Origin of the sequence: Azospirillum sp. B4, from assembly GCF_000333275.1 — a bacterium.
Taxonomy (GTDB): Bacteria; Pseudomonadota; Alphaproteobacteria; order Azospirillales; family Azospirillaceae; genus Nitrospirillum.
Genome location: NZ_BACU01000289.1, coordinates 42,004 through 67,447, shown reverse-complemented (window position 1 = coordinate 67,447; position 25,444 = coordinate 42,004). Strand labels below are relative to the sequence as shown.

Sequence of the window (25,444 nt, the reverse complement as noted above, 5' to 3'; positions counted from 1 at the left end):
TTTGGCAAAGGGGTGCCGGTGCCGTGCCCCAGGGCGGGGCGCGGGGTGGCAGGACAGGCGGTGGGGGGCAGAGGGTCAGAAGAACCAGGGATTGGCCTGGCGGTGGCCCCCCTCGAACGCCCGGATTGCGGCGGCGTGGCGGGCCAGCGTGGCGCTGACGCCGTCCAGCCCCTGGACCAGGGCATCCTTGCGCACGGCGTCGATGGCGAAGGGGATGGTCAGGCCGTCGGTGTCGACCGTGATGGCCTGTTCAGGCAGGTCGATGGTCAGGCCGTTGGCGTCCGGCCGCCTGACCCGCGCCATCAGGTCCTCCACCAACGTTGCCGGCAGCGTCACCGTCAGGATGCCGTTGCGGTGGCAGTTGTCGTTGAAGATGCCGGCGAAGCTGGTGCCGATCAGGGCGCGGATGCCCAGCTGCGCCAGGCCCCACACGGCGTGTTCGCGGGATGAGCCGCAGCCGAAGTTGGGGCCCACCACCAGGAAGCGCGCACCCTCCCAGCCGGGGCGGTTCAGGATGAAGTCGGGGCGGGTCTGGCCGTCGGCGCCGAACCGCAGGTCGAAGAACACCCCCCGGTCCAGCCCCTTGCGGTCCACGCCCTTCAGGAACTGCTTGGGCATGATGACGTCGGTGTCGACGTTGGGCTGGGGGAAGGGGGCGGCCGGGCCGGTGACGCGGATGAAGGGCTGCATCAGACGACCTCCTCAAACGGGGTGAATTCGCGGACGTCGGCCAGACGGCCGGCGACGGCGGCGGCGGCCACCATGGCCGGGCTCATAAGGTGGGAGCGGGCCCCCTTGCCCTGCCGCCCCTCGAAATTGCGGTTGGTGCTGGAGGCGCAGCGGTCGCCGGGTTTCAGCACGTCGTCGTTCATGGCCAGGCACATGGAACAGCCGGACTGCCGCCACTCGAAACCGGCGGCGGTGAACACCCGGTCCAGGCCTTCGCGCTCGGCCTGCGCCCGCACCTGGGTCGACCCCGGCACGATGATGGCCCGCACGCCGGCCGCCACCCGCCGGCCGCGCAGGACGCGGGCGGCATCGCGCAGATCCTCGATGCGGGCGTTGGTGCAGGACCCGATGAAGGCGTGGTCGATGGCGATGCCATCCAAGGGGGCGCCTGGCGCCAGGCCCATGTAATCCAGGGCGCGGCTCAGCGCCGCCCGGCGGCTGGGATCGGCCTCGCTGTCGGGGGCGGGCACGTGCGCGGTGATGACGGCCGCCTGGTCGGGACTGGTGCCCCAGGTCACCATGGGGGCGACGTCCTGCGCCGCCAGGTGCACCTCGCGGTCGAAGACGGCGTCATCATCGGTCTTCAGGGCCAGCCAGGCCTGCGCCGCCTGGTCCCACAGGAGCCCCTTGGGCGCGCGCGGCCGGCCCTGGATATAGGCCAGCACCTTTTCATCCGCCGCGATGACGGCGCCGCGGGCCCCGGCTTCCACGATCATGGTGCAGACGGTCATGCGGCCCTCCACGCTCATGGCGGCGATGGCCGGCCCGGCGAATTCCACGGCGTAGCCGGTGGCGCCGTCGGCGCCGATACGGCGGATGATCTCCATCACCAGGTCCTTGGGCGTCACGCCGGGGGCGAGATCGCCGTCCACCACCACGCGCAAGGTCTTCAGCCGGCGGTACACCAGGGTCTGGGTCGCCAGGTAATGCTCGATGTCCGAGGTGCCGATGCCGAAACCCAGCGCGCCCAGCGCGCCATAGGCTGTGGTGTGGCTGTCGCCGGCGGCCACCACCATGCCCGGCATGACCAGGCCCTGTTCCGGCGCCACCACATGCTCGATGCCCTGGCGCGGGTCCAGGATGTCGAACAGCTCGATGCCGAAGTCATGGGCGTTCTCGCGGAAATAGGCGATCTGGCCCGCCGCCTCCCTGTCCGCCACCTCCGCCGTGCGGTGGCTGGCCGTGGGGTTCACATGGTCCACCACCATCAGGGCGGCGGAGGGGTTCCATACCGTGCGCCCCGCCTCACGCAGGCCGCTGAAGGCCTGGGGGCTGGTGTACTCGTTCAGGATGGTGCGGTCGACATACAGCAACAGTTGTCCGCTGTCATCCAGCGGGCAGACGGTATGGGCGTCGATGATCTTGTCGTACAGCGTTCGCGGCATGGGCTTCTCCCTATGGAGTCGACTATGGAAGCCAGGCCGCTATCCGCCCAATGCCGTCTGGTTATAAACTTATGCGGCGATCCCACTCGCCACGTGTGCCCAGAACTTCTCCGCCACGGCGGACTGACGCGCGCGGGAGCGGTAGAGATGGATTTCCATGGGGATGTCCCAGCTTTCGTCGCCGGCGCGTACCAGCTCCCCCCGCTCCAGATGTTCCGCCACCAGGCTCAGGGGCGACCAGCCCAGGCCGCGCCCGTCAAGCGCCATGGTGACCAGCAGCTTGGCCAGGTGCGAGGTGAAGGTGGGTTTCAGGCTGGTGGCGGGCAGGGCCGTCTCCAGCGCCGCCGCCACGATGCGCCCCATGCCGGATTCCGGGCGATAGGCGACATAGGGCACGGGCGCGTCCGGGCGGCCCGGCAAGGCGTGCAGTGGCGCGCCCGTCTCATCCGGCACGCTGATCGGCACCAGCAGGTCATCGCCGATGTGGACGGAGCGGAACTGCCCGGGCGCCAGGAGGGTGCTGGCCGCCGGGTAGTGATGGCACAGCAGGAACTGCGACTGTCCCTGGATCATCATCCGCTCGCAGATCTCCATATGGTTGGCCACCATCTGGACGTTGATGGTGAAGGGCAGCGTCGCCTCCACCCGGCGCAGCCAGGCGGGGAAGAAGGTCAGCGACAGGGCGTTGGTGGCGGCGAAGCGCAGCAGCTCGGCATGGCCCTGCGCCACTTCCCGCGCCTCATCCCGGCCACTTGCCAGGCGGCGCAGCGTCTCCTCCGCCGTCACCTGGAAGGAGTCGCCGGCGGCGGTCAGTTCCACGCTGTGGGTGGTGCGGTGGAACAGGGGGGTGCCCACCCAGTCCTCCAGCGCGCGGATGCGGCGGCTCAGCGCCGGCTGGGTGATGTTGCGGTTCTCCGCCGCGCGGGAGAAGCCGCCGTGCGCCACCACCGCCAGGAAATCCTCCAGCCACGCGATTTCCATACCCCGCCCCTAATCCGTATAGCGTTCCAGCCGGCCCGGATCCGGCACCTCGATGCCGCCGTAGCCCCGCCGCACCAGGCCCGCCCGCTCCAGCCGGCCCAGCGCCCGGTTGGCCGTCTGCCGGCTGAGGCCCAGCATGCCGGCCAGATCCTCCTGCGACAACGGCAGATGGACGGGGCCGGCCGTGTCCGCCTCCTCCAGCCGGCACAGCAGGGCCAGCAGGCGGGCGGTGCGCTGCGGTGTGGGCAGGGCCAGCACCTCGCCCAGATAATGGGTGGCCTGGCGCAGATGGCGGCTGAGGATGCCGGCGAAGTTGGCCCAGCGGCTTGGGTCGGCCGCGACGATGGCGGCGAAGGCCTGGGCCGGGAGGTGCAGTACCACGCTGTCGCCCCTGGCCACCGCCGTCTGGCCCCGAGGCAGGCCATCGACCATGGATACCTCGCCGAACCAATGCCCCGGTCCGGCATGCAGGATCACCACTTCCCGCCCGTCCTCCTGCACCGTGGCCAGGCGCATGCGGCCTATCACCAGCGCGTACAGCCCATCCGGCGCGTCACCGCCACGATAGACCGCCTGGCCGTCGGGGTAGGCGCGCAGCCGCCCCCGCGCCAGGATCTCCGCACGCAGGTCCGCCGGCTGCTCCGCCAGCCATCCCCGCCCCTCCAGCACTTGGGCCGCCGCCCGCTTGTCCATGGGCTAATGCGCCGGTGGGGCCAGCAGGCGGCGGGCCGTTTCCCGCTCGTCCCCAGTCAGCAGCGGGTTGGCGGGCACGGGTCCGCGCCCCTCCAGGTAATCCAGCGCCGTGGCGCCCTGGCTGTCGCGCGGCGTAGTGTCGGCACCAGCCGCCAGCAAGGCCTGGATGACGGGCAGCCCGGCATTGGCCGCTGCGTACATCAGGGCGGTGCGCTGGCCGTGGGTGATGTGATAGGGCGCGCAGCCTTGGAGGGCGCCGCTGTCCGGGACGGCGCTGTTATCCTCGATCGCCTCGGGCGCCAGGCTTTGCAGGTTCACGGCGGCGCCAGCTTTCAACAGCAGTTGGGCTGCATCCAAGCTGTTGAACTGGGCCGCCGTCATCAGGGGCGTCTTGCCCATGGGGTTCACCGCATCCACTGGCGCGTGTGCGGCCAGCAGGGGCGTAATGGCCTCCGGCCGCACCACCGCCAGTGACAGCAATGGCTCGCCCTTCACCTCCACCGGTTCGCCTGCCGCCAGCAGATCCGCCAGCGACGGTTTGGCGTCGGCATCCATGATGGCCACGTTGATGGGAGGGCCGCCAGCAATGGCCCACCAGAAATTCGATATCAGATTGGAATGGGCGGCTTCGAGGGCGTCCCCTTCCGGCAGCGCGAAGGCGTGCTGATAATAGCGGGCCAGATCCTGGCGCGTGGCAAGGAACTGCTCACGAACCTGCTGGTACTGCGCATGGTTCCAGGTCCCCAGGGTGGACCATCCCTGCAACGGCACGTCCGCCAGGTTCAAGAGCCATGGGCGTTGGTGGTTTTTGGAAACCGCCCGTTCCTTTTGTATCCAATACCGGGGGGCAACCTGTGAGATCAGGATAAGCTTGCTGGTCATCCAGGATCGGATGGTATTCAGCGGGTTTGACATGCCGCAGCCCGCGAAATAGCCGCCGTCATACCCCAGGACCATGTCATTCAATTTCTGAAAGCTGGCCGGAAATTCGGGGTCAGGGCAACTCGCAGATGGCGTGAACCGATCTATCCCGCTGTATATTTCCTTTTCCAAACCGTCCAAAAGCTCGGGGTTCCGTTTCAGCCACGCGCACGGAAGCTCGACGTCGTGGCCAGCCAGCTGGATGAACGGGATCAGGCTGTGAATGTCGCCCCTATAGCCGGCCGCAGTATCCGCCAGGTGCGTGAGGAATTCCCATGGGATCGCGTCCGGGCCCTCCGCGTCGTCCCGGGCATCCTGAGGCTTCGTGCTGGCCTGGATCAGCAGAGCGCGTATCTCCGTCTCATGCGCCGCTGGCCTGGGCGTCGCCAGCCGCAGGATCATGGCCAGGCCGATCTTGGCCCGGGGCGTGTCGTACGCCCGCAGGATCTTCTCGGCCATGGCCGGATTATCGGCCATGACGGCGAATGCTTGTGAAATGATGTCCATGTCGCTTGGATCCGGATGGCGGCGCTCGCGTATGCCCGTCGTCCAGTAATTAAGTGTCGATTCTCGGCTTTCGTAACTCTCGGCCAAGCAGGTGGTCAGGACGTGGCCCGCTGCCGGCGGGCATTCACGGGTCCGTTGCCGCAGCCAGAGCCACTGGCTGAGAGTGACGCGTCTATGCCGGGGACCGCTGACGTCCAGCAAATGCTGATAGGCGGCCGCTAGGCTCCGGTCCCGCGCCGCCAGGTCCGGATCGGCGCAGATGCGCTTTTCGATTGGGCTCGCTGCCTTGGCGCAGTCGAAGCTGGGGCCGTCCGCCGCGCGTCCCTGGCCGGTGATCGACTGGGACAGCAGAAAGGCGGCGGTGAGGACCCACAGACGGCGCATGGCTTCAAACCCTGGTTGCGGCCCCCATGGCTAGCGCAAGTGTCCTCGGGGGACAACGGGGGTAATTGTCAAATCCGCGACATTCTTGGGCGCGCGGCGGGCGTAGGGTGCCCGTATCACAAAAATCCAGGGAGGACCCGCATGCCCGACATCGCCCCCACCACCGCCCCGCCCGCCGCCGCACTCGGCAGCTTGCGTGACCGCGTCTCGGCCGAGGAATGGCGCTTGCGCGTCGACCTGGCGGCCGCCTATCGCCTGGTGGCCCTGTTCGGCTGGGACGATTTGGTGTTCACCCACATCTCCGCCCGCGTGCCGGGGCCGGAGCACCACTTCCTGATCAACCCCTACGGCATGCTGTTCGAGGAGATCACGGCCAGCAGCCTGGTGAAGATCGACCTGGACGGCAAGGTGGTGCTGGATACCGGCTTCCCGGTGAACCCGGCGGGTTTCACCATCCATTCCGCCGTGCACCAGGTGCGTGAGGACGCGGGCTGCGTCCTGCATCTGCACACCGCTGACGGCACGGCGGTGTCGACGCTGGAGGAAGGGCTGCTGCCCCTGAACCAGACGGCGCAACTGGTGATCGACGACCTGGCCTATCACGACTACGAAGGCGTGGCCTTCAACCACGATGAACGCCCCCGCCTGCAGCACGACCTGGGCACCCGCAACACCATGCTGTTGCGCAACCATGGCACCCTGACCGTGGGCCGCACGGTGGCGGAGGCCTTCACCCGCATGTACTTCCTGGAACGGGCCTGCACCATGCAGGTGCGCACCCTGACCATGGGCCGGGCGCTTTACCCGTCCGCGCAAGAAGCCATCGACCGCAACATCGAGATCAGCCGCATGGGCGTGTCACAGGCGGCCAACCTGCTGGTCTGGCCGGCCCTGCTGCGCCGGCTGGCGCGGCAGCTGCCGGGATATCAGGACTGAACCCGAGGAGGTTTGAGTAGGATCGCCTGGTGGTGCGTCTGTCAAATGGCAGACGCACCGCTCAGGAAAGAAGATCCACACCACTGGCACGGGCGGCATTGGCGAGATCGGTATCGAGTGTCGCCAACGCGAAACCCTCGCGGTGCGCCAGTTCAAGATAGGCCGCGTCATAGACGGTGAGACGGTGCCGGCGCGCCAGGGCCAGCACCGTGCCCTCATCCGGTGTGCGATCCACAATCACGCCAAGCCGTGTGAGCCGAAGCAGAAAGCCTGTCGTATCTTCCTGTGTCAGCCGCTGCCGGCGCTCGCTGACAATCAGCGTGTTGCGCACCTCAAACCACCAGAGGCTGGGGGCGTGGGCGCGGTCCGTGCGGATTCGCTCCAGGGCCCGGGAGGCGACAGGGTGATCTTCATCCGGGAAGGCCCAGCAGACGGCGACGGACGCGTCAATCACGAAGGGCATTAATATTTATGCCCTTCGTGACGGGCTGCCAGCAACTCGTCCAAGGAAACGGGGCTGGTCCTCTTCTGAATGCCACGGATGCCTTCGATGGCGCGGTCGATCTCTTCCCGCCGGCTCTCCGCCTCAGGAATGAGGCGGGCGATGGGCCGGCCATGTCGGGTGATGACAATGGTTTCGCCCCGCTCCACCTCATCCAAAATCTGGGGAAGATGGGCCTTGGCTTCGGATGATTGAACTTCGCGCATGGTCTTTCACTTTCTGACCAGTCAAATTGACCAATCTGATTTTATACGAAAGAAGCCAAACATCAATCCGCGCAGGCCCGTCAGTGTCAACGGCGAGGCTGGGCAGTCCCCTTCAATACCCTTCATCCACCCAATGTTGGCTGGACTTCTTGGGGCGGGTGTAGCCGTTGTCCGGCTGGCGCGGCGGCAGGGGCAGTTCCACCGGGCTCAGATCCTTGTAGGGAATCTGGTGCAGCAGGTGGGCGATGCAGTTCAGGCGCGCCTTCTTCTTGTTGTCGGCGTCGACGATGTACCAGGGCGCCAGCTTGTGGTCGGTGTGGGCCAGCATCACGTCCTTGGCCTTGGAATACTCCACCCAGCGGCCGCGCGACTCCAGATCCATGGGCGACAGCTTCCAGCGCTTCATGGGGTTATGCATGCGCTCCGTGAAGCGCTTCTCCTGCTCCTCATCACTGACGGAGAACCAGTACTTGATCAGGATGATACCGGACTTCACCAGCATCTCCTCGAACAGCGGGCAGGCGCGCAGGAACTCCTGGTACTCATCCTCCCTGCAGAAGCCCATGACCTTCTCCACGCCGGCCCGGTTGTACCAGCTGCGGTCGAACAGGATCATCTCGCCGGGGCCTGGCAGGTGCTGGACATAGCGCTGGAAGTACCACTGGCCCTTCTCCCGCTCCGTCGGCGTGCCCAGGGCCACCACCCGGCAGATGCGGGGGTTCAGGCTTTCGGTGATGCGCTTGATGACCCCGCCCTTGCCGGCGGCGTCGCGCCCCTCGAACAGCACCACCACCCTCAGGCCTTCGATCCGCACCCATTCCTGCAGCTTCAGCAGCTCGAACTGCAGGCGGGCCATCTCATCGATGTACTTGTAATGCTTGGGTGGCCGGCCGGGCTTGCCGGGGCCCAGGATGTTCCAGCGGTCCTCGATGCGCTTATGCTCCTTGGCGTTGCGCAGGATCTCGCCGTTCAGCGGCGGCGCCGGGCTGATGTCGGCCATCTCCTCCGGGGCGGGCTCGCCCGCCTCGCCGCCGTTGGTGACGGCCTGCTTGTTCTGGTTCGCGTATTTCTTGGACTTGCCGGCCATGGCATCAGGCCTCCCAGTGGTGTGCGCGGGGAATGTGCGCGGGTGAACCGTTGCGGCTCCTGCCCATGACATTCCCCCCGAATGGGGCGCCCCATCCTTGCGCCATGTCAATGTGCGTGTCTCTTATGAGGCTTGCATTATGATAGTGACGGCGGCAAGATCGTCGGTGCACGAATGTAGCGAACGAGGACGTGAGAATGACCGCCCCCGGAACCGAAGCCGCCTCACCGCCCGGCCCCTTGACGGGTGAGGCGGAGCGGATGGCGGCGCTGGCCCGCATGGACGGGCTGGACTTCCTGCGCGCGATGATGGCGGGCGACCTGCCGCCGCCGCCCATCAGCCAGACCCTGGGCTTCACCCTCAGCCATGCCGAACCGGGCTACGCCGTCTTCACCGGCACGCCGGCGCATGCCTATTACAACCCCATCGGATCCGTGCACGGCGGCTGGATCGCCACCCTGCTGGATAGCTGCATGGCCTGCGCCGTGCAGACCACGCTGACCGGCGGGCGCGCCTACACCACGCTGGAACTGAAGATCAACTACATCCGCGCGGTGTCGGCGGCGACGGGGCCGGTGCGGGCCGAGGGCCGGGTCATCCACACCGGCGGCCGCACGGCCACCTCCGAAGGCCGCCTGATCGACGCCGAGGGCCGGCTGCTAGCCCATGGCACCACCACGTGCCTGGTGTTCGACCCCCGGCCGGCCAAGGGCTGAGGCGGCACTGGAGCCCTGGCCGGGGGCACTGGCGGGCGCCGTTGCCAGCGTGCCCGCCGCCCGGCTGGCCAGCTCCTCCACGATGTGGCGGTGCAGGGAGCCGTCCAACCTGTACCCGGCCATGAGTACCAGAGTGGCGACGAACAGGCCGCAGGGCAGCAGCGACATCAGCAGGCGCAAGCCGCCCAGCGTCTCCGCCGACTGGGTGGCGTTGGGCACGAAGCCGATGGCGGAGAGCAGCCAGCCCAGCAAGGCGCCGGCCAGGCCCAGCGCCACCTTCTGCGCCAGTGAGGCCACACCGAAGATCTTGGCCTCGTCCCGGCGGCCGAAGCGCCATTCGTTGTAGTCGACCAGATCGGGCAGCATGGCCCAGAAGCCCACCGCGTGGACGGTGCAGCCGATGAACAGGGCGGCTATGGCCGCCACCGCCAGGGTGGTCTGTCCGCTGGGCACCGCCAGGAAGGCCAGGGAAGAGGCGGCAGCCAGAGCCGTGCCCAACTGCCACGCCGTCTTCTTGCTGGTCCGCCGCGCCAGCCACACCCAGAAGGGCACGCTGATGGCGCTGGCGGCGGAAAAGGCCGGCATGGCATAGGCGGCCAGGTCCATGTCGCCCACGTCGTACTTGAAGAAATAGACCAGGTTGCGGAACTGCAGCGCGCCGGCGATCTGGATCAGGCCGATGGACAGCAGCAGGCGCATCAGCGGGCCGGACCGGCCCAGGGTGCGCAGAAAGCCGCCGACATCGCTGTCAAGCCTGGCGCTGGACGCCGGCGTCAGGGCGGGCCACGGCTCCTCCTTCACCACGGCGGCGCACAGCCAGAACAGGGCGACGGACAGGCCGCCCACCACCAGGCCGCTGATGGTGTAACCCAGGCCGCCCCCATAGGCGCCGCCATGTCCGCCGGTCGCCAAGTGGTCGATGCGGGCGGCCAGCGCCGGCAGCAGGAAGGACACGGTGATGCCGCCGATGAAGGCGCAGGTCATGCGGTATCCCGTCAGGCTGGACCGCTCCTCCGCGTCCTGGGTGATGCGCGCCGACAAGGAGGCGTAGGGGATGGAAACGATGGTGTAGACGCCGCGCCAGGCCGTGTGGCTCAGGATGGCGTAGGCGATCAGGCCACCCTGGCCCAGGCCGGGGGCGGTGAAGCAGGCCGCCATGACCAGGCCCAGCGGCACCCCGCCCCACAGGATGAAGGGGCGGTAGCGGCCCAGGCGGGTGCTGGTGCGGTCGGCCCAGACCCCCATCAGGGGATTGGCCAGGCCATCGGCGATGGCCGCCACCAGGAAACCCACGCCCACCCACACCGGCGGCACACCCTGCACATCGGTCTGAAAATAAGCCAGGAACAGGGTCATGGCCTGCCAATGCAAATTCAGGCCCAGGTCGCCAACCGCGTAGCCCAGCTTGGTCTTCAAGGGCACCGGCGCCTGTCCGTAAGCCATCTTCCCCCCGAGGATTCTTGTCGTGGGCCCGGACGACGGCGGCGGCGATGACAACGGTGCCATCCTCCTCCGGGCCATGCCCAGAAAACAACATCCTGTGGCGGTCGCGCCAGCGTGCCTTTCGGGCAGGTGGTTTCTAACGATGGACGGGCGCGCTTTTTTGCGCCATCGATGCAGGATTGCCGCAGCCGGGCACCTTGGGCAATTGTAGCCCATGCCGCCATCGGACGCTGCGGCGGCCACCAGGGATGGGGAGTGAGGATATATGGCGGGGCCTGACCGCAAGCCGACAATCATCGACGTGGCGCGCCTGGCGGGGGCGTCCATCAAGACGGTGTCGCGGGTCATCAACAAGGAACGCTATGTCAGCCCCGACATGCAGGAGCGTATCGAGAAGGCGGTGGCGGAACTGGGTTACCAGCCCAACATGATGGCCCGCAGCCTGGCCAGCGAACGCTCCAACCTCATCGGCCATCTCTATGGCGACGCTGGCGGCCCCTATACCCTGGAAATCCAGGTGGGCCTGCTGAACCGATGCCGCGCCCACGGCTACCATCTGATGATCGAGGAAATCGATTATCGCAGCGACCAAGTGGAAAAACGCGCCAGCGCCATCGTCAACCAGATGCGCCTGGATGGCGTGGTGCTGACGGCGCCGGTCACCGACAACCCCATCGTACTGCGCATCCTGGAGGACGCGGGCGTGCCCTATGTCCGCGTCACGCCGCAGCAGGAATCGGAAACCTCCCCCTCCGTCCGTATCGACGAACGCCAGGCGGCCTACACCTTGACCCAGCATCTGCTGGCCCTGGGGCACCGGCGCATCGGCTTCATCAAGGGCAAGGCCAACCACACCGCCACCATCCTGCGCTACACGGGATATTGCGACGCCCTGGTCGACGCCGGCGTGGCGGTGGATCCGGTGCTGGTGGAACAGGGCGAATTCACCTACGCCTCGGCGGTGGCCTGCGCCCGCCGCCTGCTGGACCAGCCCCACCGCCCCACCGCCATCTTCGCCAGCAACGATGAAATGGCCGCCGCCGTGGTGGCGGAGGCGCACAACCGTGGCTTCAGCCTGCCGGCCAACCTATCGGTGGTTGGCTTCGACGACACGCCGCTGGCGGAGATGATGTGGCCACCCCTGACCACCGTGCGTCAGCCGGTGCGGGAAATGGCGGAAACGGCGGCCGACATCCTGATCGGCCTGCTGTCACAGCGGGGCAAGGTCGATTGGCCCAAGCCCGTACCGCACCAGGTGCTGGCCCACACCGTCCTGCTGCGCCAGTCCACCGCCCGCCCGCCGGGCAAGGGCTGACAACCATCGACGAAAACGCCGCCGGTCCCGTTCGGGTTGAGGCCGGCGGCGTTTCCTGTCTAATCGGTGCAGCCTATCGCCGTCCGCCCGCGACCTGGGCCGGCTGGGGCGGACGGAAGCCGTTGCGGTAGACCTCATCCACCAGGGCGCGGTGGGTGGGCAGGCTGGCCACCGCTTGGGGACCCACGGTGCGCAGGCCGCGGAACTCGTGCCGCGCCTCATCCATGCGGCGGTAGAGCGCGCGCGATGGCTCCAGGTCGGTTTTGAAGCCCATGCCGTACAGGACATACTGGTAGCTGGCCGGCAGGAAGGTTTCATGGTCAGCCACGAAGTCGAAGCGGCAGGGCGGGCGCTTGGCCCACTGCGCCAGACGGTCGCGCAAGGATTCCGGGATGGTGGCGGGGTCGGCGTTGTCCCGCCAATAGGCGCTGTCGGTGCGGCGGGTCACGCAGTAGTGCAGCTTGAGGAAATCGACGATGCGCTCATACCGCTTACCCATCAGGGCGTTGTAGGTGCGGGCGGTGGCGGCCATGGCCGCCGCTGTCCGCGCGCTGTCCTCACCCGCCGCCCCGCCGCCGATACCCCCCCAGGGAAAGAACTGGGCGATCATGTGGGCCGCCACCTCGATCAGCATGATGCCGGTCGATTCCAGCGGCTCGAAGAAGCCGCCGGCCAGGCCCACCGCCACACAGTTGCCCACCCACTGGGCGGCGCGGCAGCCAGAGTCGAACTTCAGCAGGCGGGGCTCCCGCCCGCCATCCCGCCCGCCATCCCGCCCCTGGGCCGCCGCCGGGCCCAGGTAGCGGCGCAACACCTCCTCCGCCCGCGCGTCGTCGGTGTGGCGGCTGGAATAGACGTAGCCGGTGCCCCGCCGGTCATTCAGGCCGATGTCCCAGGTCCAGCCGGCCTCGTGCGCCGTGGCCACGGTGTAGGAAGGGATGGGCGCGTCCGGCCGGTCATAAGGCACCTGCAGGGCCAGCGCCCGGTCGTTGAACAGCACGTCCTGGTAGGACTTGAAGGGCACGTTCAGCGCCCGGCCGATGATTTCCGCCCGGAAGCCGCTGCAGTCGACGTACAGGTCGGCGGTCAGGCCGCCGTGCTCCAGCGTGTCCACCTGCGCCACGCTGCCGGCGGCGTCCAGCACGACCCGGTTCACCGTGCCCACCAGGTGGCGCACCCCCAGCTCCATCCCCACCGTGCGCAGCAGCGCGGCGAAGCGGTTGGCGTCGAAATGGTAAGCGTAGTTCAGCGGCGCGTGATAGGGCGGATCCACCGGGCGCTTGGGCGCCCGGCAGGCGTCGGCCACCGCCTTTTGCAGGGTGACGGCCTCGGCGAAGGGCACGTCGCCAGCGCCACCCAGCAGCCAATAGGGCAGCAGCTCAGGCCCGTTGCCCTGATGGGGGAAGTTGAAGGGGTGGAAGTAGTGGCTGTGGCCGGCCACCGCGCCCAGGGCCTGCGTCGGCATGGCGTCCGGCGCCGGCGTCTCCGCCCAATCCACGAAATGGACACCCTGCTTGAAGGTGGCGGTGCTCTCCCGCAGGAAGCGCGCCTCGTCGATGCCGATGGCGGCCAGCGTGGACCGGATGGTGGGGAAGGTGCCTTCGCCGACCCCGATGATGCCGATGTCCTTTGATTCGATCAGGGTGATGTCCACCCCGCCCGGTTCCTTCGCGCCCAGGGTTCGGGCCAGATAGGCGGCGGTCAGCCAACCGGCGGTTCCCCCGCCCACGATCAAGATACGGCGCCGGGCGCCTTCCGCTGCGGTCATCGCTTCCTCCCAAACCGGTGCCTCAACCCCTGGTCGGGCGGGCGGCCGTTCTTATGTTTCTCAAGGCATTAGGCCAGACTGTTGAAGCCGATGACCTGTTTCAGCCTGTGGTTGCCGCCTGTTGTTTGCGTTGCGGCAAGCGCTGTCCTGCGCATGAGGCCAGAATACCACGGTTTCCGCCACATGACAGCGCTGTGCGACAACGTTGTCATAATTTTGTTGACAGCATACGGGCCGGCGCTAAACATGCGGCCACGACGGCACCGGTCCTTGTTCAGAAGGGATGGCCGTCGAAATCCGCCTGACCAGGCAAGAATAAATGGGAGGAAGCGAGATGAAGGCGAGACTCGGACTCTATCTGCAAGCGGCGGCTGTCATCGCCCTATCCGGCGGCGCTTACGCGCAGACCGCGGCCCCGGCCAGTTCCGACGTCATCGGTGAAATCGTCGTTACCGCGACCAAGCGCGAGACCAAGCTGCAGGAAACCCCGATCGCCGTGTCGGCGTTCAGCCAGGAAAGCCTGAACAAGCAGCAGGTCAAGGACATCACCGATCTGGCCAAGTTCGTGCCCAGCCTGGCGTTCGGCCAGCAGGGCGATCAGAATGCCATCACCCTGACCCTGCGCGGCATCGGCAACGACAGCGCCTACACCGAAGTGGCCGACCCCGAGGTCGCCATGTACGTGGACGGCATCTATTCGCCGCGCGCCCAGGGCGCGTCGGTCCTGATGTACGACATGGAGCGCGTGGAAGTGCTGCGCGGTCCGCAGGGCACCCTGTTCGGCCGCAACGCCACCGTCGGCGCCGTCAACCTGATCTCCGCCAAGCCGACCTTCGACAAGGAATACGGCAATGCCGAGGTCGTGGCCGGTTCCTACGGCCGCTTCGGCACCCGTGGCATGTTCAACCTGCCCGTTTCCGACAAGCTGGCCTTCCGTGTCGCCTTCGTGACCGAAAAGCACGACGGCTATGTCGATTACCAGCCGGCCCCGAACGTGGCGGGCGTGAACCCGGCCGCCTACGTGACCAGCGGTCCCAAGTACTATGCTGGCGACCAGAAGTCGTTCCGCGTCAGCGGCGCCTGGCGCCCGACGGACAGCTTCAGCTGGGATCTGAATTTCGAGTGGTACGAGGACACCGGCACCCCGGTCGAGCCGCTGATGCAGAACCCGCGTCCGGGCACGACCCTGTGGTCGGTGCAGGCCGACACGGCGCCCTTCCAGGATCGCACCGCCAAGTCCGTCCACAGCAAGATGGACTATGACATCAACGATTACCTGCAGCTCAGCTACATCGCCGGCGCCTCGTGGCTGGGCGGCGGCAACCAGGTGGACGCCGACAGCGGCACCCTGCCGCCCACCAGCGCCAGCACGCCCTCGGGCGCGTTCGAGCAGAACAGCACCGTCTGGTCCGCCTACGATTTCTTCAGCCATGAGCTGCAACTGAAGTCGTCCGGCACGCACACCATCGACTGGATCGTGGGTGCCTACTACTCGCACGAAACCAACAGATCCGCTTCGACATCGATCAGGGCAACGGCTACCGCCTGGGCACGTTCAGTTGGGCCGGCAGCTTCATCCAGTCCGACCGCGAGATCGAATCGGCCGCCGGCTTCGGCCAGGCAACCTGGCATGTCAACGACGACATCCGCCTGACCGGCGGCCTGCGCTACACCCGCGACGACAAATCGGACGTTGGCGGTCGCAACGTCACCTGCAACGGCTGCACCGAAGGCATCTTCGGTCGCGACCCGTACTCCATCCCCGGCTACACGGCGTCCCCCAACGACGTCTACGGCCAGTGGAGCAAGGCCACCTGGCTGGTTCGCGCCGACGCCGACATCATCAAGGACGTGCTGATGACGTATGCCAGCGTCGGCACGGGCTTCAAGTCGGGCAACATCGAGGACGGCGGCAAGCTGGCCGGCCCCGAGACGCTGACCAACTACGAAATCGGCGCCAAGACCACCTTGTTCGGCGGCAAGGCCACTTTCAACGTGGCGGCCTACTACGAAGATTTCACGGGCTATCAGGTGAACCAGGCGGTCACCACCCGCGACGCCGCCGGCCATGTCATCGGCTCGCAGATCGTCACGCAGAACGCCCAGGGCGCCAAGGCCTACGGCATCGAGGCGGAATTGGCCGCCCGCATCACCCCGCGGGACACGGTCAACCTGTCGCTGTCCGCTCAGCACACCGAGTTGGAGGAACTGCAGAGCATCGACGCCCGCCTGTACAGCGGCGGCGACGTTTCCCACCTGGTGGAGCTGAAGGGCAACGAACTGCCCCACGCCCCGGCCCTGTCGGGCACCATCGGGTACGAGCACGTGTTCGACCTGGGCAATGGCGCCACCCTCACGCCGCGCGTCTCCACCCACTTCGAGACCCGCAGCTACCTGTCCTTCTTCAACGTCGCCAACTATGACGAGCAGAAGGCCTATACCCGGACCGACCTGGCCGTCCGCTATGACGCGCCCAGCGGCAACTGGTCCCTGGAAGGCTTCGTCCAGAACCTGGAGAACGCCAACATCAAGACCAACGCCGGTGCCTTCGGCGGTCCGGCGACCCCGGTTTGGACGGCCGTGTACCAGCCGCCCCAGACCTGGGGTGTGCGGGCCCGGGCCAGCTTCTGATCCGGTTCGTTCCGTTCGTTCGACTCCCCGGGGCGCGGGGGGGCTTCCCCTCCCTCCCGCGCCCTGGTTTGCCCTTCTAGCAGGATACATTCTCCCCGAATCCTGCACCTTGATGGGCGGTGCCCCCGCACCGCCCATCCCTTTATCCCCGCCCGGCGCCTCGACGGCAGGCGCGTCACATCCCCTGACATGGAAGACCCCATGGCCCTGCCAGAGAAGCGGTCGATCACCATTCGGGAGGTCGCGGGACTGGCCAAGGTGTCCATCAAGACCGTGTCGCGGGTCATCAACCGCGAGGCCGGCGTTTCCAATGAGACGCAGACCCGGGTTCTGGACGCCATCGCCCGCCTGGATTATCGCCCCAACCTGAACGCCCGGGGCCTGGCCGGCGACCGCTCCTTCCTTATCGGCCTATTTTACGACAACCCCAGCGCCCATTATATGAGCGATGTGCAGGCCGGCGCCGTTGCGCGCTGCCGCGAGGGCGGCTTCCACCTGCTGGTGGAACCGTGGGACAGCACCGACCCACGGGTGGGCGACCAGGTCTTGACCCTCATCTCCCAGCTTCGTCTGGAAGGCGTCATCCTGACCCCGCCGCTGGTCGATCATGCCGGCGTGCTGGAGGCTTTGCGCGTCTCACGCATCCCGCTGGTGCGCATCGCGCCCGACACGGACCGCGAGACGGCACCCTTCGTCTACATGGACGACTACGCGGCCTCCCGGCAGATGACGGCCTACCTGATCAGCCTGGGTCATCGCCGCATCGGCTTCCTGCTGGGTCATCCCGACCACGGCGCCACCGAGCAGCGCTATCGCGGCTTCAGGGACGAGTTGTCGGACCATCGCATCCCCTTGGACCCCGACCTGGTGCGCCCCGGCCACTTCTCCTACCGCGCCGGCATGGCCTGTGCCGAACAGTTGCTGACCTTGCCCGACCGGCCTACCGCCATCTTCGCCAGCAATGACGACATGGCCGCGGCCTCCGTCGCCGTCGCGCAGCGCCTGGGCCTTTCCGTTCCGGCCGACCTGTCGGTGGCGGGCTTCGACGACACGCCGGTGGCGCGCATCATCTGGCCGCAGCTGACCACCATCCGCCAGCCTATCAGCCGCATGGCGGCGGCGGCGGCCGACCTGCTGATCGACCGGGCGGTGCGGCGCCAGCCCTGGTCCCATCCCATGCCCCGCCGGCTGCTGGAGTTCGAGGTGGTGGTGCGGGAATCGACCGCGCCGCCGCCGGGAGTCGTCGCTGTGGGAAGGATCCGGCGCTGATCGCCCCTGTGGCGCCGGAGCTGGATATCGGCCTCCATTCCAGGGTCTGCTCGCCATCCACCACCATGACCTACCACCGACCAAAGGCTTTTTGCCCGTAGTGCGTCAAATCACCGACGATCGGGGCTCCGCCTTACCGGCGCGGCGCCTTGGCGCGGCGGGGGGACGGGGGGCGCTTGGGCACGGTGACCGGAGCGGTGGCCGCGGGGCCGGGCTTGGGCTCGGCCGCCACCTCCACTGGGGGCGGGGTCGGTTCACCCGTCACGATCGAGGTTTCGGCCGCCGGCAGGGGGGCGGCCTTGGTGCGACGGACCTTGGCGGCGGCTGGCTTGGGCGCGGGCTTGGGTGCAGCGGGGGCCGTCACGGCCGGCGGCTCGTCCAGTACCGGGTTGGACAGTCCCGTGTCGGGCGCCGGCGCCGTTGCGGCGGGTGAGCCCTGGCCCCGGCTCTTGGGCGCTTTGGCCGCCAGGTCCCGGAACAAGGACAGCAAGCTGTCCAGCCGTTCCTGGCCCCGGGTGTCCAGCGGTCCGGCGGCGCCCGCCACCGTCGCCAGGTCGTCCGATATGCGGCTGATCTCCTCGGCCGTGGCGTCGGCCAGCAGTTCGGGCAGGGTTTCCAATGCCGCCGCCGGGTCCAGCAACAGCATCAGGAACTGGTCGCGCACCAGTTGCTTGAATTCCGCCAGTTCCAGGCCACGGCCATGGGTGTCGCGCAGGCCCCGCAGGGCGTTGAAGCCGCGGGCGTCGGCCATGCGCTCCGCCAGTGCCACATGCAGCAGGGCGCGCATCCCGGCCTCGCGCAGGCCACCCTCGTGCAGGCGCCGGCGCAGTTCCGCACCCTGTTCCGCCAGGAAGCGGCGGTGTTCGGGGGTTTCGCCCGGATGGCTGCGGGGCGGGGCGTCGTCGGCCTTGAGGCCGAACAGCGCCTGGGTCAGGGGGTGGCCATAGATGCCCATGAACAGCGCCTCGCCAGCGGCGTCGCGGCGGTCGCGGTAGACGTCCAGCGCCGTTTCCATATGGTGGGCCAGCCGTTGTTCCAGATGGCGCCAGATGTTTTCCGACCCGACCGGGCGACGGTCGCGCCGGGCGGCGGCGGCCAGCTCCGGCACACCATTCAGCCAGGGATTGGTGTCGGAAAACAGCTCGTAGCTGAGGCGCAGGGGATGCAGGTTGCGCAAGGCTTCCGCCGCCGTCTCGCCCACCAGCTGGCGCACCCATGGCTGGACGAAGTCACGGTAGAGGCCCAGCGTCACCCGCGACAGGCGTGACACGGTAGCGAAGCGCCGCTCGTCCTCCGGCAGGGGTTGCACGTGGGCCGCCACGTCACCGATGCTGCGGGCGGCGAATCGCAGGACGTTGGGGTCCCCCTCCTGCCCCGACTTGCCGGAGGGGGCGGCCTCGGCCGGCAGGATCTGCGCCTCATAAAGGCCGGGGGGCAGCACGTCGATGAAGTCGATGTTGGACGCGAACTCGCGGTGTTCCTTCCGCGCCACGGCGGCCGACACGAAAATGCCCAGGTGGCCGATGCTTTCATGCACGGCATAGACGATGGTCTGGCCGTGGCAACGGATGTCATCCACGCTTTCATACAGATCGCAGATCCAGCCCAGGGCCTGGGGTGGGGGCGAGATGTTGTCGCCCTTGGAACAGAACACGATGATGGGCGAGCGGATGGCCCGCAGATCCACGCGCACACCGTCCTTGGTGACGATGTCGGCGGTGGCCAGGCGGTTGCCCACGAACAGCTTGTCGACGATGTACTGGATTTCCTCGCCGTTCAGCAGGACGTGGCCGTTCCACCACTTCTCGAACCCCAGGTAGCGGGGCGCCTCGGTATCGACCTTGTCCCACAGGGCGTATTGCTTGCCCACCAGGGTGTTGGCGGGGTTCAGGCCTTCGAAATTCTGCACCAGCCAGGCGCCGTCGAACAGCCCGGCGCCCATGTCGCTGGCGAACGCCGTCAGCCAGCTGCCGCCCAAGAGGCCGCCGCTGTAGCGCATGGGATCCTGGCCCCGCACGCCCGCCCAGAAGGACAGCGGCGTGCCAGCGATGATGATGGGGCCGAACAGATCCGGCCGTATGGCCGCCGTCATCATCAGCTGCCAGCCCGCCTGACAGTTGCCGATGACCACCGGCTTGCCCTCCGCCTCCGGATGCAGCTCGATGACCTTTTCCAGGCAGGCGGCCTCGGCCGCGATCACGTCCTCCACCGTCTGGCCCGGGATGGGGCGCGGCAGGAAGCCGATGAAATAGCAGGGATGGCCGGCGCCCAAGGCCACGCCGATCTCGCTGTCCGACTTGAAGCCGCCGATGCCTGGGCCGTGGCCCGCACGGGGGTCGACGATGACGAAGGGACGCTTCTTCAAGTCCAGTTCCACGCCTGCCGGCGGGATGATGCGTTGCAGGGAGTAGTTGACGGGCCGGGGCAAGGTGGCGCCGTCCAGCACCGTCTCGCTCTCGAAGCTCAGCACCGTCGGCGCCGTCTGGGCCATGTGCTCATGATACTGCGCGCCGCGCTGGCGCAGCACGTCCATCACCAGGGCCGTGCGCTGCCAGGCGTCCACCGTATAGGCCAGGCCATCCTGCCACAGGCGGAAGGGCCAATGGTTGCTCGGGTCCAGGAAACCCGAGGGCAGCGCAAACGGTGCACCCGGGCCGGTCGCTTCGGTAAAGGCCATGAGCTTTCCCTTTTCAGTCGCCATCCGACAACCCCGCGGACCGCAGTATAGCCAACCGATCTCGCATGCGCGAAGAAGGTTTTGCGTCGCACAAAAGGACTAGGCCGCCGAGGGAGCCGGCGGCCCGTCCAAAGCGGTAGGGTTGATCAGAAGCTGAGGCAGCGGCTGGCGCCGTTGGACGCGGCGCGGTCCAGCGCCAGGGCCAACTCCGCCGCCACCGTGCGCGCCTGGCGCCAGGATGCGCAGGGGATGCGGTACCGCCACGGCACGGGCGCGCCGGCCCACACCACCAGTTGCGCCAGCGCCTCCGGCCGGGCCAGGTCGGCGGGGCGGATGGGCTGCACCGCCACTTCCGCCACGGGGAAGTCGCCCGCGCGGCGGGGGTCCCTGACCCATACCCGGCCGGCGCCCAGATCGACGGAAACGGAGCCGCCTGCCGGCAAATGGGCGGGGGTGGCGAAGGACCAGTCGGCGGCGCCGGGCGCGGGCGGCGGCGGTTCGGCGTGATGGGTGAAAAGATCGATCAGGGTGGTGAAGCCCAGCATGGCGGCGGTTCCGGCATGGTCATCCAAGGACGCCATTGAGCCGCCGGCCGGGCATTAAAAATCCATATCAGACAGGCGGGCCATTCATTAAAGCCGGCATACGGCGACGGCCCGGACTACAGGGATATCCGGGCCGTCGCTTGAAAATGAGATCGCCCGGATCAGGCGGCCTTCACGCCGGCGATGAAGCGCGACACCTCGCCGTTCAAATCCTCCGCCTGGTGCGACAGCTCGCGCGCCGCCCCCTGGATCTGTTCGGCGGCCGAGCCGGTGGCCACGGCCGCCTCATGCACGCCAGTGATGTTGCGCGACACATCCTCGGTGCCCTTGGCCGCCTCGTTCACGCTGCGGGCGATTTCCGAGGTGGTGGCCGACTGTTCCTCGATGGCGGACGCGATGGCCATGGCGATGTCCGACATCTCATTGATGGTGCGGCTGACGCTTTCGATGGCGGCCACGGCCTGGTTGGTCAGGCCCTGGATCTCGCCGATCTGGCTTTCGATGTCACCCGTGGCCTTGGACGTTTGGTTGGCCAGGCTCTTCACCTCACTCGCCACCACGGCGAAGCCCTTGCCGGCCTCGCCCGCGCGGGCGGCCTCGATGGTGGCGTTCAGGGCCAGCAGGTTGGTCTGGCCGGCGATGTCGCTGATCAGCTGCACAATCTCGCCGATGCGCTGGGCGCTGTTGGCCAGCTGGCGGGCGGTGGCGCTGGTCTCCGACGCCTCCTGGATGGCCTTGGTGGCGATGGTGCGCGACTTTTCCACCTGGCTGCCGATCTCCTGCACGGTCGCCACCATCTCATCCGTGGCGGAGGCCACGGTCTGGACGTTGGCTGACGCTTGCTGGGCGGCGGCGGCCACGGCACTGGATTGCTGATTGGTCTGGTCCGCCGTGCCGGCCATGCTTTCCGCCGTGGCCTGCATTTCCGTGGCGGCGCCGGCCAGGGCCTCCACCAGCTGGGCCACCTTCGCCTCGAAGCCCTGGACCAGGGTTTCCAGGGCCCGGGCCCGGCTCTCCTTGGCCTGGCGTTCCAGTTCCTGGGCCTGGGCCAGGTCACGCGCCTTCACCATGCCGTCGCGGAAGACCTCCAGCGCCCGGGCCAGCGTGCCCACCTCGTCCCCCCGGTCGGTGTCGGCGACAGTGACGGCCAGGTTGCCGCCCGCCATGGTCTCCACCACCCCAGTGGTGCGGACGATGGGACGGACGACGCCAGTGACAATCACCGCGGTGGCGCCAGCGCACAACAGGGCGGTGGCGACGATGGCGGCCCAGGTCATCCACACGGCGCTGTCGTACAACGCGGCGCCCTGGTTGGCGGCCTTGCGGCCCTCCACCCCGTTGAAATCGGAATCCGCCATGACAGTCTTCTGCGCGGCCTCAAAATCCTTGAAGTCATCGCCCAGGTAGAGGGCCAGCGCCTTGGTCACCTCCCCCCTGTGCGCCATGTCATTCACTTGGGCGGCCGTCGCCTTGTACCGCATCCAGCCGGCGTCGAATTCCTTCATCAGCCGCTCGTCATCGGTGCCCTTGGTGAGCAAGGTCTGATAGTCGGCGCGGGCCTTTTCCGCGCCGGCCACGGCTTCGGCGAACCCGGCCTCCGCCTGCTTCAGCAGGGCGGGATCGTTGGCGGTGGCCGCGATGACCACCCGCGCCTCGATCACCCGGGCATTGGTCACCGCCACGCCCAGCCGCCCCAGCGCCACGGTGGAGGGCAGCCAGTTGTCGCGCATGTCGGCGGCCGTGCCGTTCACAGCCGCCGTCCGGCTCAGCCCGAACAGGCCTAAGCCCAGGGTCGCCAGGAAGACAACCAGGAAGGTGATCAGGACCTTGAGGCGGATGGAAAGATTGCGCCAAGTGGCCATGGCTTTTCCTTTCTGGAGGTGGCGTTGTTGTGAATGACGATGCCGTTAGCAGGCGACGCCCCTTAATCTTCCCTCCCGGTTAAATATGAATTAATATTCGCCCGACCATCCCGACTGAGAAACGGTCATCAATTCATTGAATTGAAAAACGAATTTTTGCGATGTCGGGGTTATGCTATACTCATGGGACGCCGAAGCGTGCGCAATTGTCGCACCATCCAATAGTATAGGGCGGCGGCTCCGCACCATGTCGGCCGGGTGGCCTAGCGCGCAAGCGTTAACGACTGCCTAATCCTGTAGGCGTACCTTTACTCGCCATGGGCAACCCTGATCCCTGGGATTGGGCGTGGCCCTGGAGAAAGGCCGCCGATAACGTCGGCCACAACAAGGTTCCCGGCGGATCCGTCCGACCACGGGGCCAGCCACCACCAAGCGACAACGGCCCCCTTTATGAGGGGGGTCGCAGGATGTGTTTGCGCCATGTTCAGAGTCACCCTACGGCGCGGCGCGCCGGGGGCCGGTCCGCGCTGCGGCTGGCCTTGAGCCTGATGGTCACCCTGATGCTGAACCCGGCGCTGGCCGGTACCGGCGACGATCCCATTGATCTGGGTGGCATGGCCCTGCCGGGCGGCGGCGGCCCGCCGGCCCCCGCCCCCCTGGTGGTGCACGCCCTGAACCAGGGGACGGCGTCCGCTTACGTGCTGGAGGTGCTGAAGCTGGCCTTGGCCAAGAGTGGCCAGCCCTACGTGCTGAAGGTCGACGATCACACCCTGCCCACAGCCCAGGTGCTTCGCCTGCTCCAGCAGCCGGACAACGGCACGGTGGACGTCTACTGGCTGGCCACCACCCCGGCGTTGGAGGCGCATTTCCAACCCGTGCGCGTGCCGCTGGACCGGGGGTTGATGGGCTATCGCCTGCTGGCGGTTGATGAGGCGGCGCAAGCCAAGTTGGCGGAGGATGGCGCGTCGCCTGCCCTGGCGGGGGTGGCCTTCGCCCAGGGCGAGGGCTGGCCCGAGGCCCATCTGCTGCGGGCCGCTGGTCTGACGGTGCGCGAGACCGGCGCCAACCTCTACGCGGCGGTGGCGACCGGTGCCGCCGACGCCGTGCCCCGCAGCAGCCTGGACATCGATCAGGAGGTGGCGCGGGCGCAGGAGGCGGGCGTGCCGGTGACGGTGGCTCGCGACGTCGCCTTGTTCTACCGCGACTTCTACCTTTATTTCTTTGTGGCCAAGCATAATGACAGGCTGGCCGACATGCTGCTGGATGGCCTGTACCGCGCCTATGCCGACGGGTCATTCATGGCGCTGTTCCGCAACGATCCGCAAATCCGCGCGGCGATGGCCTACACCAAGCAGGGCCGGCGGGTGCTGACCCTGGCCAACCCGGACGCCACCACCCCCACCCGCGCCATTGCCGCCAGCCTGACGGAAAGCCTGGAGTAGCGCTTATGCCAGCGGCACGAGATGCAGACTCATGCCGTTGGTGTCATTCCACCAGGCCGACCGAAATAATGAAGACCAGGTAGAGCGTCAGCGCCAGCGTGGCCACCCACAGCAGCACGGCGGTGCGCCACAGCGTGCCGAACGTTCCCAGGCGATAAGCGCCCTTGAGGTGCGCGTACATATGGACGGGCGGCACCAGGAACAGCAGCCCCAGGATGTCCGCGCCCAGACCGGCGCGGGAGCCCAGGGCCGCCACCGCCGTCAGCACGGCCATGAAGGATAGGGAGTGCAGGGCGAAGACCACGTGGTCGTAGAGGTAGACGCCCCGCTTGAACATGAACATCAGCCAGATGAAGGGCACCGACAGCGGCACCAGCAGGAAGGACAGCTTGGAGGCCGACGCCTTCATCTTGTAGAGCGTCAGCTCCGGATTGCGCAGCGCGTGGCGGATATGCTCCTCCAGTTTCGCGTTGCCGATGTTGATGGAATTCTCCGACCCCGCCAGGCGCTTGGCCGCCCGTGCCCACTCCGGCTCGTCCCCTTCGGATCCGTCGCCGGCCAGCAGGGTCAGCGTCTCCGTTTTCTTCCCGTCCTTCGGGGCGGCGGCCTCCGCCGCCGGCGCGCCACCATCCGGCTTGGCCGTCTCTGGCGTGGGGCCGGGATGCACGGCGTCGTGGGAGGCCTTCTCCGTCGCCTTCAGCGCGGCGGTGGCCGCCGTGTCGAAGGCCTGCAGGACGGACTCCGCCACCTTCAGCTGCTGGACGCGCTTATCGCGGCGGGCGGTCGCCTTGGCCACGTCGCCGCCCTCCTGCTGCGCCTCCGACAAGTCTCGTTCCGCGTCCGCCAGTTCCGCCTTGGCGTCGTTGACGGCGGACTCCAGTTCCACCCGGCCCTCGGATACCGAGGCCTGGTTCAGGTTCTTCAACGGATCGCCGGTGAGCGACTTGCTCGGGTTGTCGATGAAGGACAAGGCGAAGAACATGAGGAAGACGCAAAACAGGAACAGCGCCAGCGGCGACACGTAACGCACCCGGTGCCCGTGGACATAGCGGCGCGTCAGGCTGCCCGGCCGGAAGGCCAGCATGGGGAAGGTCCGCCACACCTTGCTGTCGAAATGCAGGATGCCGTGGAAGAACTCCTCCACGATGTGCAGCATGGAACGATGGACGTGGCCCGCCTGGCCGCAGGCATGGCAGTAGGCGCCCGTCAGGTGCGCGCCGCAATTGGCGCAGCGATGGTGCCCATCCTCATGGCTGACGGCCGTGTGGTGCCGTTCGGTTTCTATGGCCCTGGCGACCAGGCCGGCTTCCGCCAAGCCACCGGCCGCGTCGATTTCCCCACTCATCCCCGCCCCCCAAAAGGCTATCCCCGCCCGGCCCCGCCTGGCCCCGCTTGGGCGCGGGGCTGGGCAGAGGATGCGGGCAGGCCACGGCATTTGCAAGATT

General features: G+C 67.7%; 21 protein-coding genes. 7 read left to right on the top strand and 14 right to left on the bottom strand.

Features of this window, described 5'->3' with window-relative positions:
• Positions 1 to 75: 75 nt before the first annotated feature.
• The 5 genes from leuD to I55_RS12960 all read right to left on the bottom strand — a co-directional run bounded on the left by leuD (position 76) and on the right by I55_RS12960 (position 5,600).
• On the bottom strand, positions 76 to 690 hold the full coding sequence (gene leuD / locus I55_RS12980) for a 3-isopropylmalate dehydratase small subunit (protein ID WP_044560989.1): 615 nt from the start codon (positions 688 to 690) through the stop codon (positions 76 to 78).
• A complete protein-coding gene (gene leuC, locus I55_RS12975; RefSeq protein ID WP_044560988.1) occupies positions 690 to 2,114 on the bottom strand; it encodes a 3-isopropylmalate dehydratase large subunit in 1,425 nt (474 codons plus the stop codon). Before leuC ends, leuD begins: the two co-directional genes overlap by 1 nt.
• 69 nt (positions 2,115 to 2,183) lie before the next feature.
• Complete coding sequence (locus I55_RS12970; RefSeq protein WP_044560987.1) at positions 2,184 to 3,095, bottom strand: LysR family transcriptional regulator; 912 nt, start codon at positions 3,093 to 3,095, stop codon at positions 2,184 to 2,186.
• A 9-nt stretch (positions 3,096 to 3,104) separates the two neighbouring features.
• On the bottom strand, positions 3,105 to 3,788 hold the full coding sequence (locus tag I55_RS12965) for a Crp/Fnr family transcriptional regulator (protein WP_044560986.1): 684 nt from the start codon (positions 3,786 to 3,788) through the stop codon (positions 3,105 to 3,107).
• A gap of 3 nt (positions 3,789 to 3,791) precedes the next feature.
• Entirely contained in the window at positions 3,792 to 5,600 is a 1,809-nt protein-coding gene (locus I55_RS12960) for an ankyrin repeat domain-containing protein (RefSeq protein ID WP_044560985.1), read from the bottom strand.
• A 141-nt stretch (positions 5,601 to 5,741) separates the two neighbouring features.
• On the opposite strand from I55_RS12960, the gene I55_RS12955 reads away from it, so the two are divergent.
• Positions 5,742 to 6,536 (top strand): class II aldolase/adducin family protein, encoded by a 795-nt coding sequence (locus I55_RS12955; RefSeq protein ID WP_252181124.1) that lies wholly within the window; start codon positions 5,742 to 5,744, stop codon positions 6,534 to 6,536.
• Between the two features lie 61 nt (positions 6,537 to 6,597).
• On the opposite strand, the gene I55_RS12950 is transcribed toward I55_RS12955, so the two are convergent.
• From I55_RS12950 to ppk2, 3 genes are all read right to left on the bottom strand, one after another.
• Complete coding sequence (locus I55_RS12950) at positions 6,598 to 6,999, bottom strand: type II toxin-antitoxin system VapC family toxin (protein ID WP_044560984.1); 402 nt, start codon at positions 6,997 to 6,999, stop codon at positions 6,598 to 6,600.
• The gene (locus I55_RS12945) at positions 6,999 to 7,244 is read right to left on the bottom strand and encodes a type II toxin-antitoxin system Phd/YefM family antitoxin (protein ID WP_044560983.1); all 246 of its coding nucleotides are present in this window, start codon (positions 7,242 to 7,244) and stop codon (positions 6,999 to 7,001) included. Before I55_RS12945 ends, I55_RS12950 begins: the two co-directional genes overlap by 1 nt.
• A gap of 112 nt (positions 7,245 to 7,356) precedes the next feature.
• Positions 7,357 to 8,244 (bottom strand): polyphosphate kinase 2, encoded by an 888-nt coding sequence (gene ppk2, locus I55_RS12940; protein ID WP_044561041.1) that lies wholly within the window; start codon positions 8,242 to 8,244, stop codon positions 7,357 to 7,359.
• 284 nt (positions 8,245 to 8,528) lie between these two features.
• Here ppk2 and I55_RS12935 point away from each other — a divergent pair, with 284 nt between their 5' ends.
• Entirely contained in the window at positions 8,529 to 9,047 is a 519-nt protein-coding gene (locus tag I55_RS12935) for a PaaI family thioesterase (RefSeq protein WP_044560982.1), read from the top strand.
• Here the strand turns inward: I55_RS12935 and I55_RS12930 are convergent.
• Positions 8,991 to 10,490 (bottom strand): MFS transporter, encoded by a 1,500-nt coding sequence (locus I55_RS12930; protein WP_044560981.1) that lies wholly within the window; start codon positions 10,488 to 10,490, stop codon positions 8,991 to 8,993. The genes I55_RS12935 and I55_RS12930 overlap by 57 nt on opposite strands.
• A 265-nt stretch (positions 10,491 to 10,755) precedes the next feature.
• Here I55_RS12930 and I55_RS12925 point away from each other — a divergent pair, with 265 nt between their 5' ends.
• On the top strand, positions 10,756 to 11,805 hold the full coding sequence (locus tag I55_RS12925) for a LacI family DNA-binding transcriptional regulator (protein WP_044560980.1): 1,050 nt from the start codon (positions 10,756 to 10,758) through the stop codon (positions 11,803 to 11,805).
• A 73-nt stretch (positions 11,806 to 11,878) separates the two neighbouring features.
• Here I55_RS12925 and I55_RS12920 read toward each other — a convergent pair whose 3' ends face one another.
• A complete protein-coding gene (locus tag I55_RS12920; RefSeq protein ID WP_044560979.1) occupies positions 11,879 to 13,573 on the bottom strand; it encodes a tryptophan halogenase family protein in 1,695 nt (564 codons plus the stop codon).
• A gap of 334 nt (positions 13,574 to 13,907) precedes the next feature.
• On the opposite strand from I55_RS12920, the gene I55_RS37755 reads away from it, so the two are divergent.
• The 3 genes from I55_RS37755 (at position 13,908) to I55_RS12910 (ending at position 17,473) form a co-directional block, all read left to right on the top strand.
• Positions 13,908 to 15,227 carry a TonB-dependent receptor gene (locus tag I55_RS37755; RefSeq protein ID WP_199902575.1) on the top strand — a complete coding sequence of 440 codons (1,320 nt, stop codon included), beginning with the start codon at positions 13,908 to 13,910 and terminating at the stop codon, positions 15,225 to 15,227.
• Complete coding sequence (locus I55_RS37750) at positions 15,119 to 16,204, top strand: TonB-dependent receptor domain-containing protein (RefSeq protein ID WP_307718706.1); 1,086 nt, start codon at positions 15,119 to 15,121, stop codon at positions 16,202 to 16,204. Before I55_RS37755 ends, I55_RS37750 begins: the two co-directional genes overlap by 109 nt.
• A gap of 201 nt (positions 16,205 to 16,405) precedes the next feature.
• Entirely contained in the window at positions 16,406 to 17,473 is a 1,068-nt protein-coding gene (locus I55_RS12910) for a LacI family DNA-binding transcriptional regulator (RefSeq protein ID WP_044560978.1), read from the top strand.
• Positions 17,474 to 17,606: 133 nt separating this feature from the next.
• On the opposite strand, the gene I55_RS12905 is transcribed toward I55_RS12910, so the two are convergent.
• The 3 genes from I55_RS12905 to I55_RS39025 all read right to left on the bottom strand — a co-directional run bounded on the left by I55_RS12905 (position 17,607) and on the right by I55_RS39025 (position 22,557).
• Complete coding sequence (locus I55_RS12905; protein ID WP_049974074.1) at positions 17,607 to 20,150, bottom strand: DUF3141 domain-containing protein; 2,544 nt, start codon at positions 20,148 to 20,150, stop codon at positions 17,607 to 17,609.
• Positions 20,151 to 20,296: 146 nt separating this feature from the next.
• Positions 20,297 to 20,731 carry a hypothetical protein gene (locus I55_RS12900; protein ID WP_044560977.1) on the bottom strand — a complete coding sequence of 145 codons (435 nt, stop codon included), beginning with the start codon at positions 20,729 to 20,731 and terminating at the stop codon, positions 20,297 to 20,299.
• Positions 20,732 to 20,856: 125 nt separating this feature from the next.
• Entirely contained in the window at positions 20,857 to 22,557 is a 1,701-nt protein-coding gene (locus tag I55_RS39025; protein ID WP_044560976.1) for a methyl-accepting chemotaxis protein, read from the bottom strand.
• A 539-nt stretch (positions 22,558 to 23,096) separates the two neighbouring features.
• On the opposite strand from I55_RS39025, the gene I55_RS12890 reads away from it, so the two are divergent.
• Complete coding sequence (locus I55_RS12890; RefSeq protein WP_148293696.1) at positions 23,097 to 23,999, top strand: hypothetical protein; 903 nt, start codon at positions 23,097 to 23,099, stop codon at positions 23,997 to 23,999.
• A gap of 43 nt (positions 24,000 to 24,042) precedes the next feature.
• Here the strand turns inward: I55_RS12890 and I55_RS12885 are convergent, their stop codons facing one another.
• Positions 24,043 to 25,344, bottom strand: coding sequence for a DUF3667 domain-containing protein (locus tag I55_RS12885; protein WP_044560974.1), 1,302 nt, complete (start codon positions 25,342 to 25,344; stop codon positions 24,043 to 24,045).
• Positions 25,345 to 25,444: the final 100 nt, after the last annotated feature.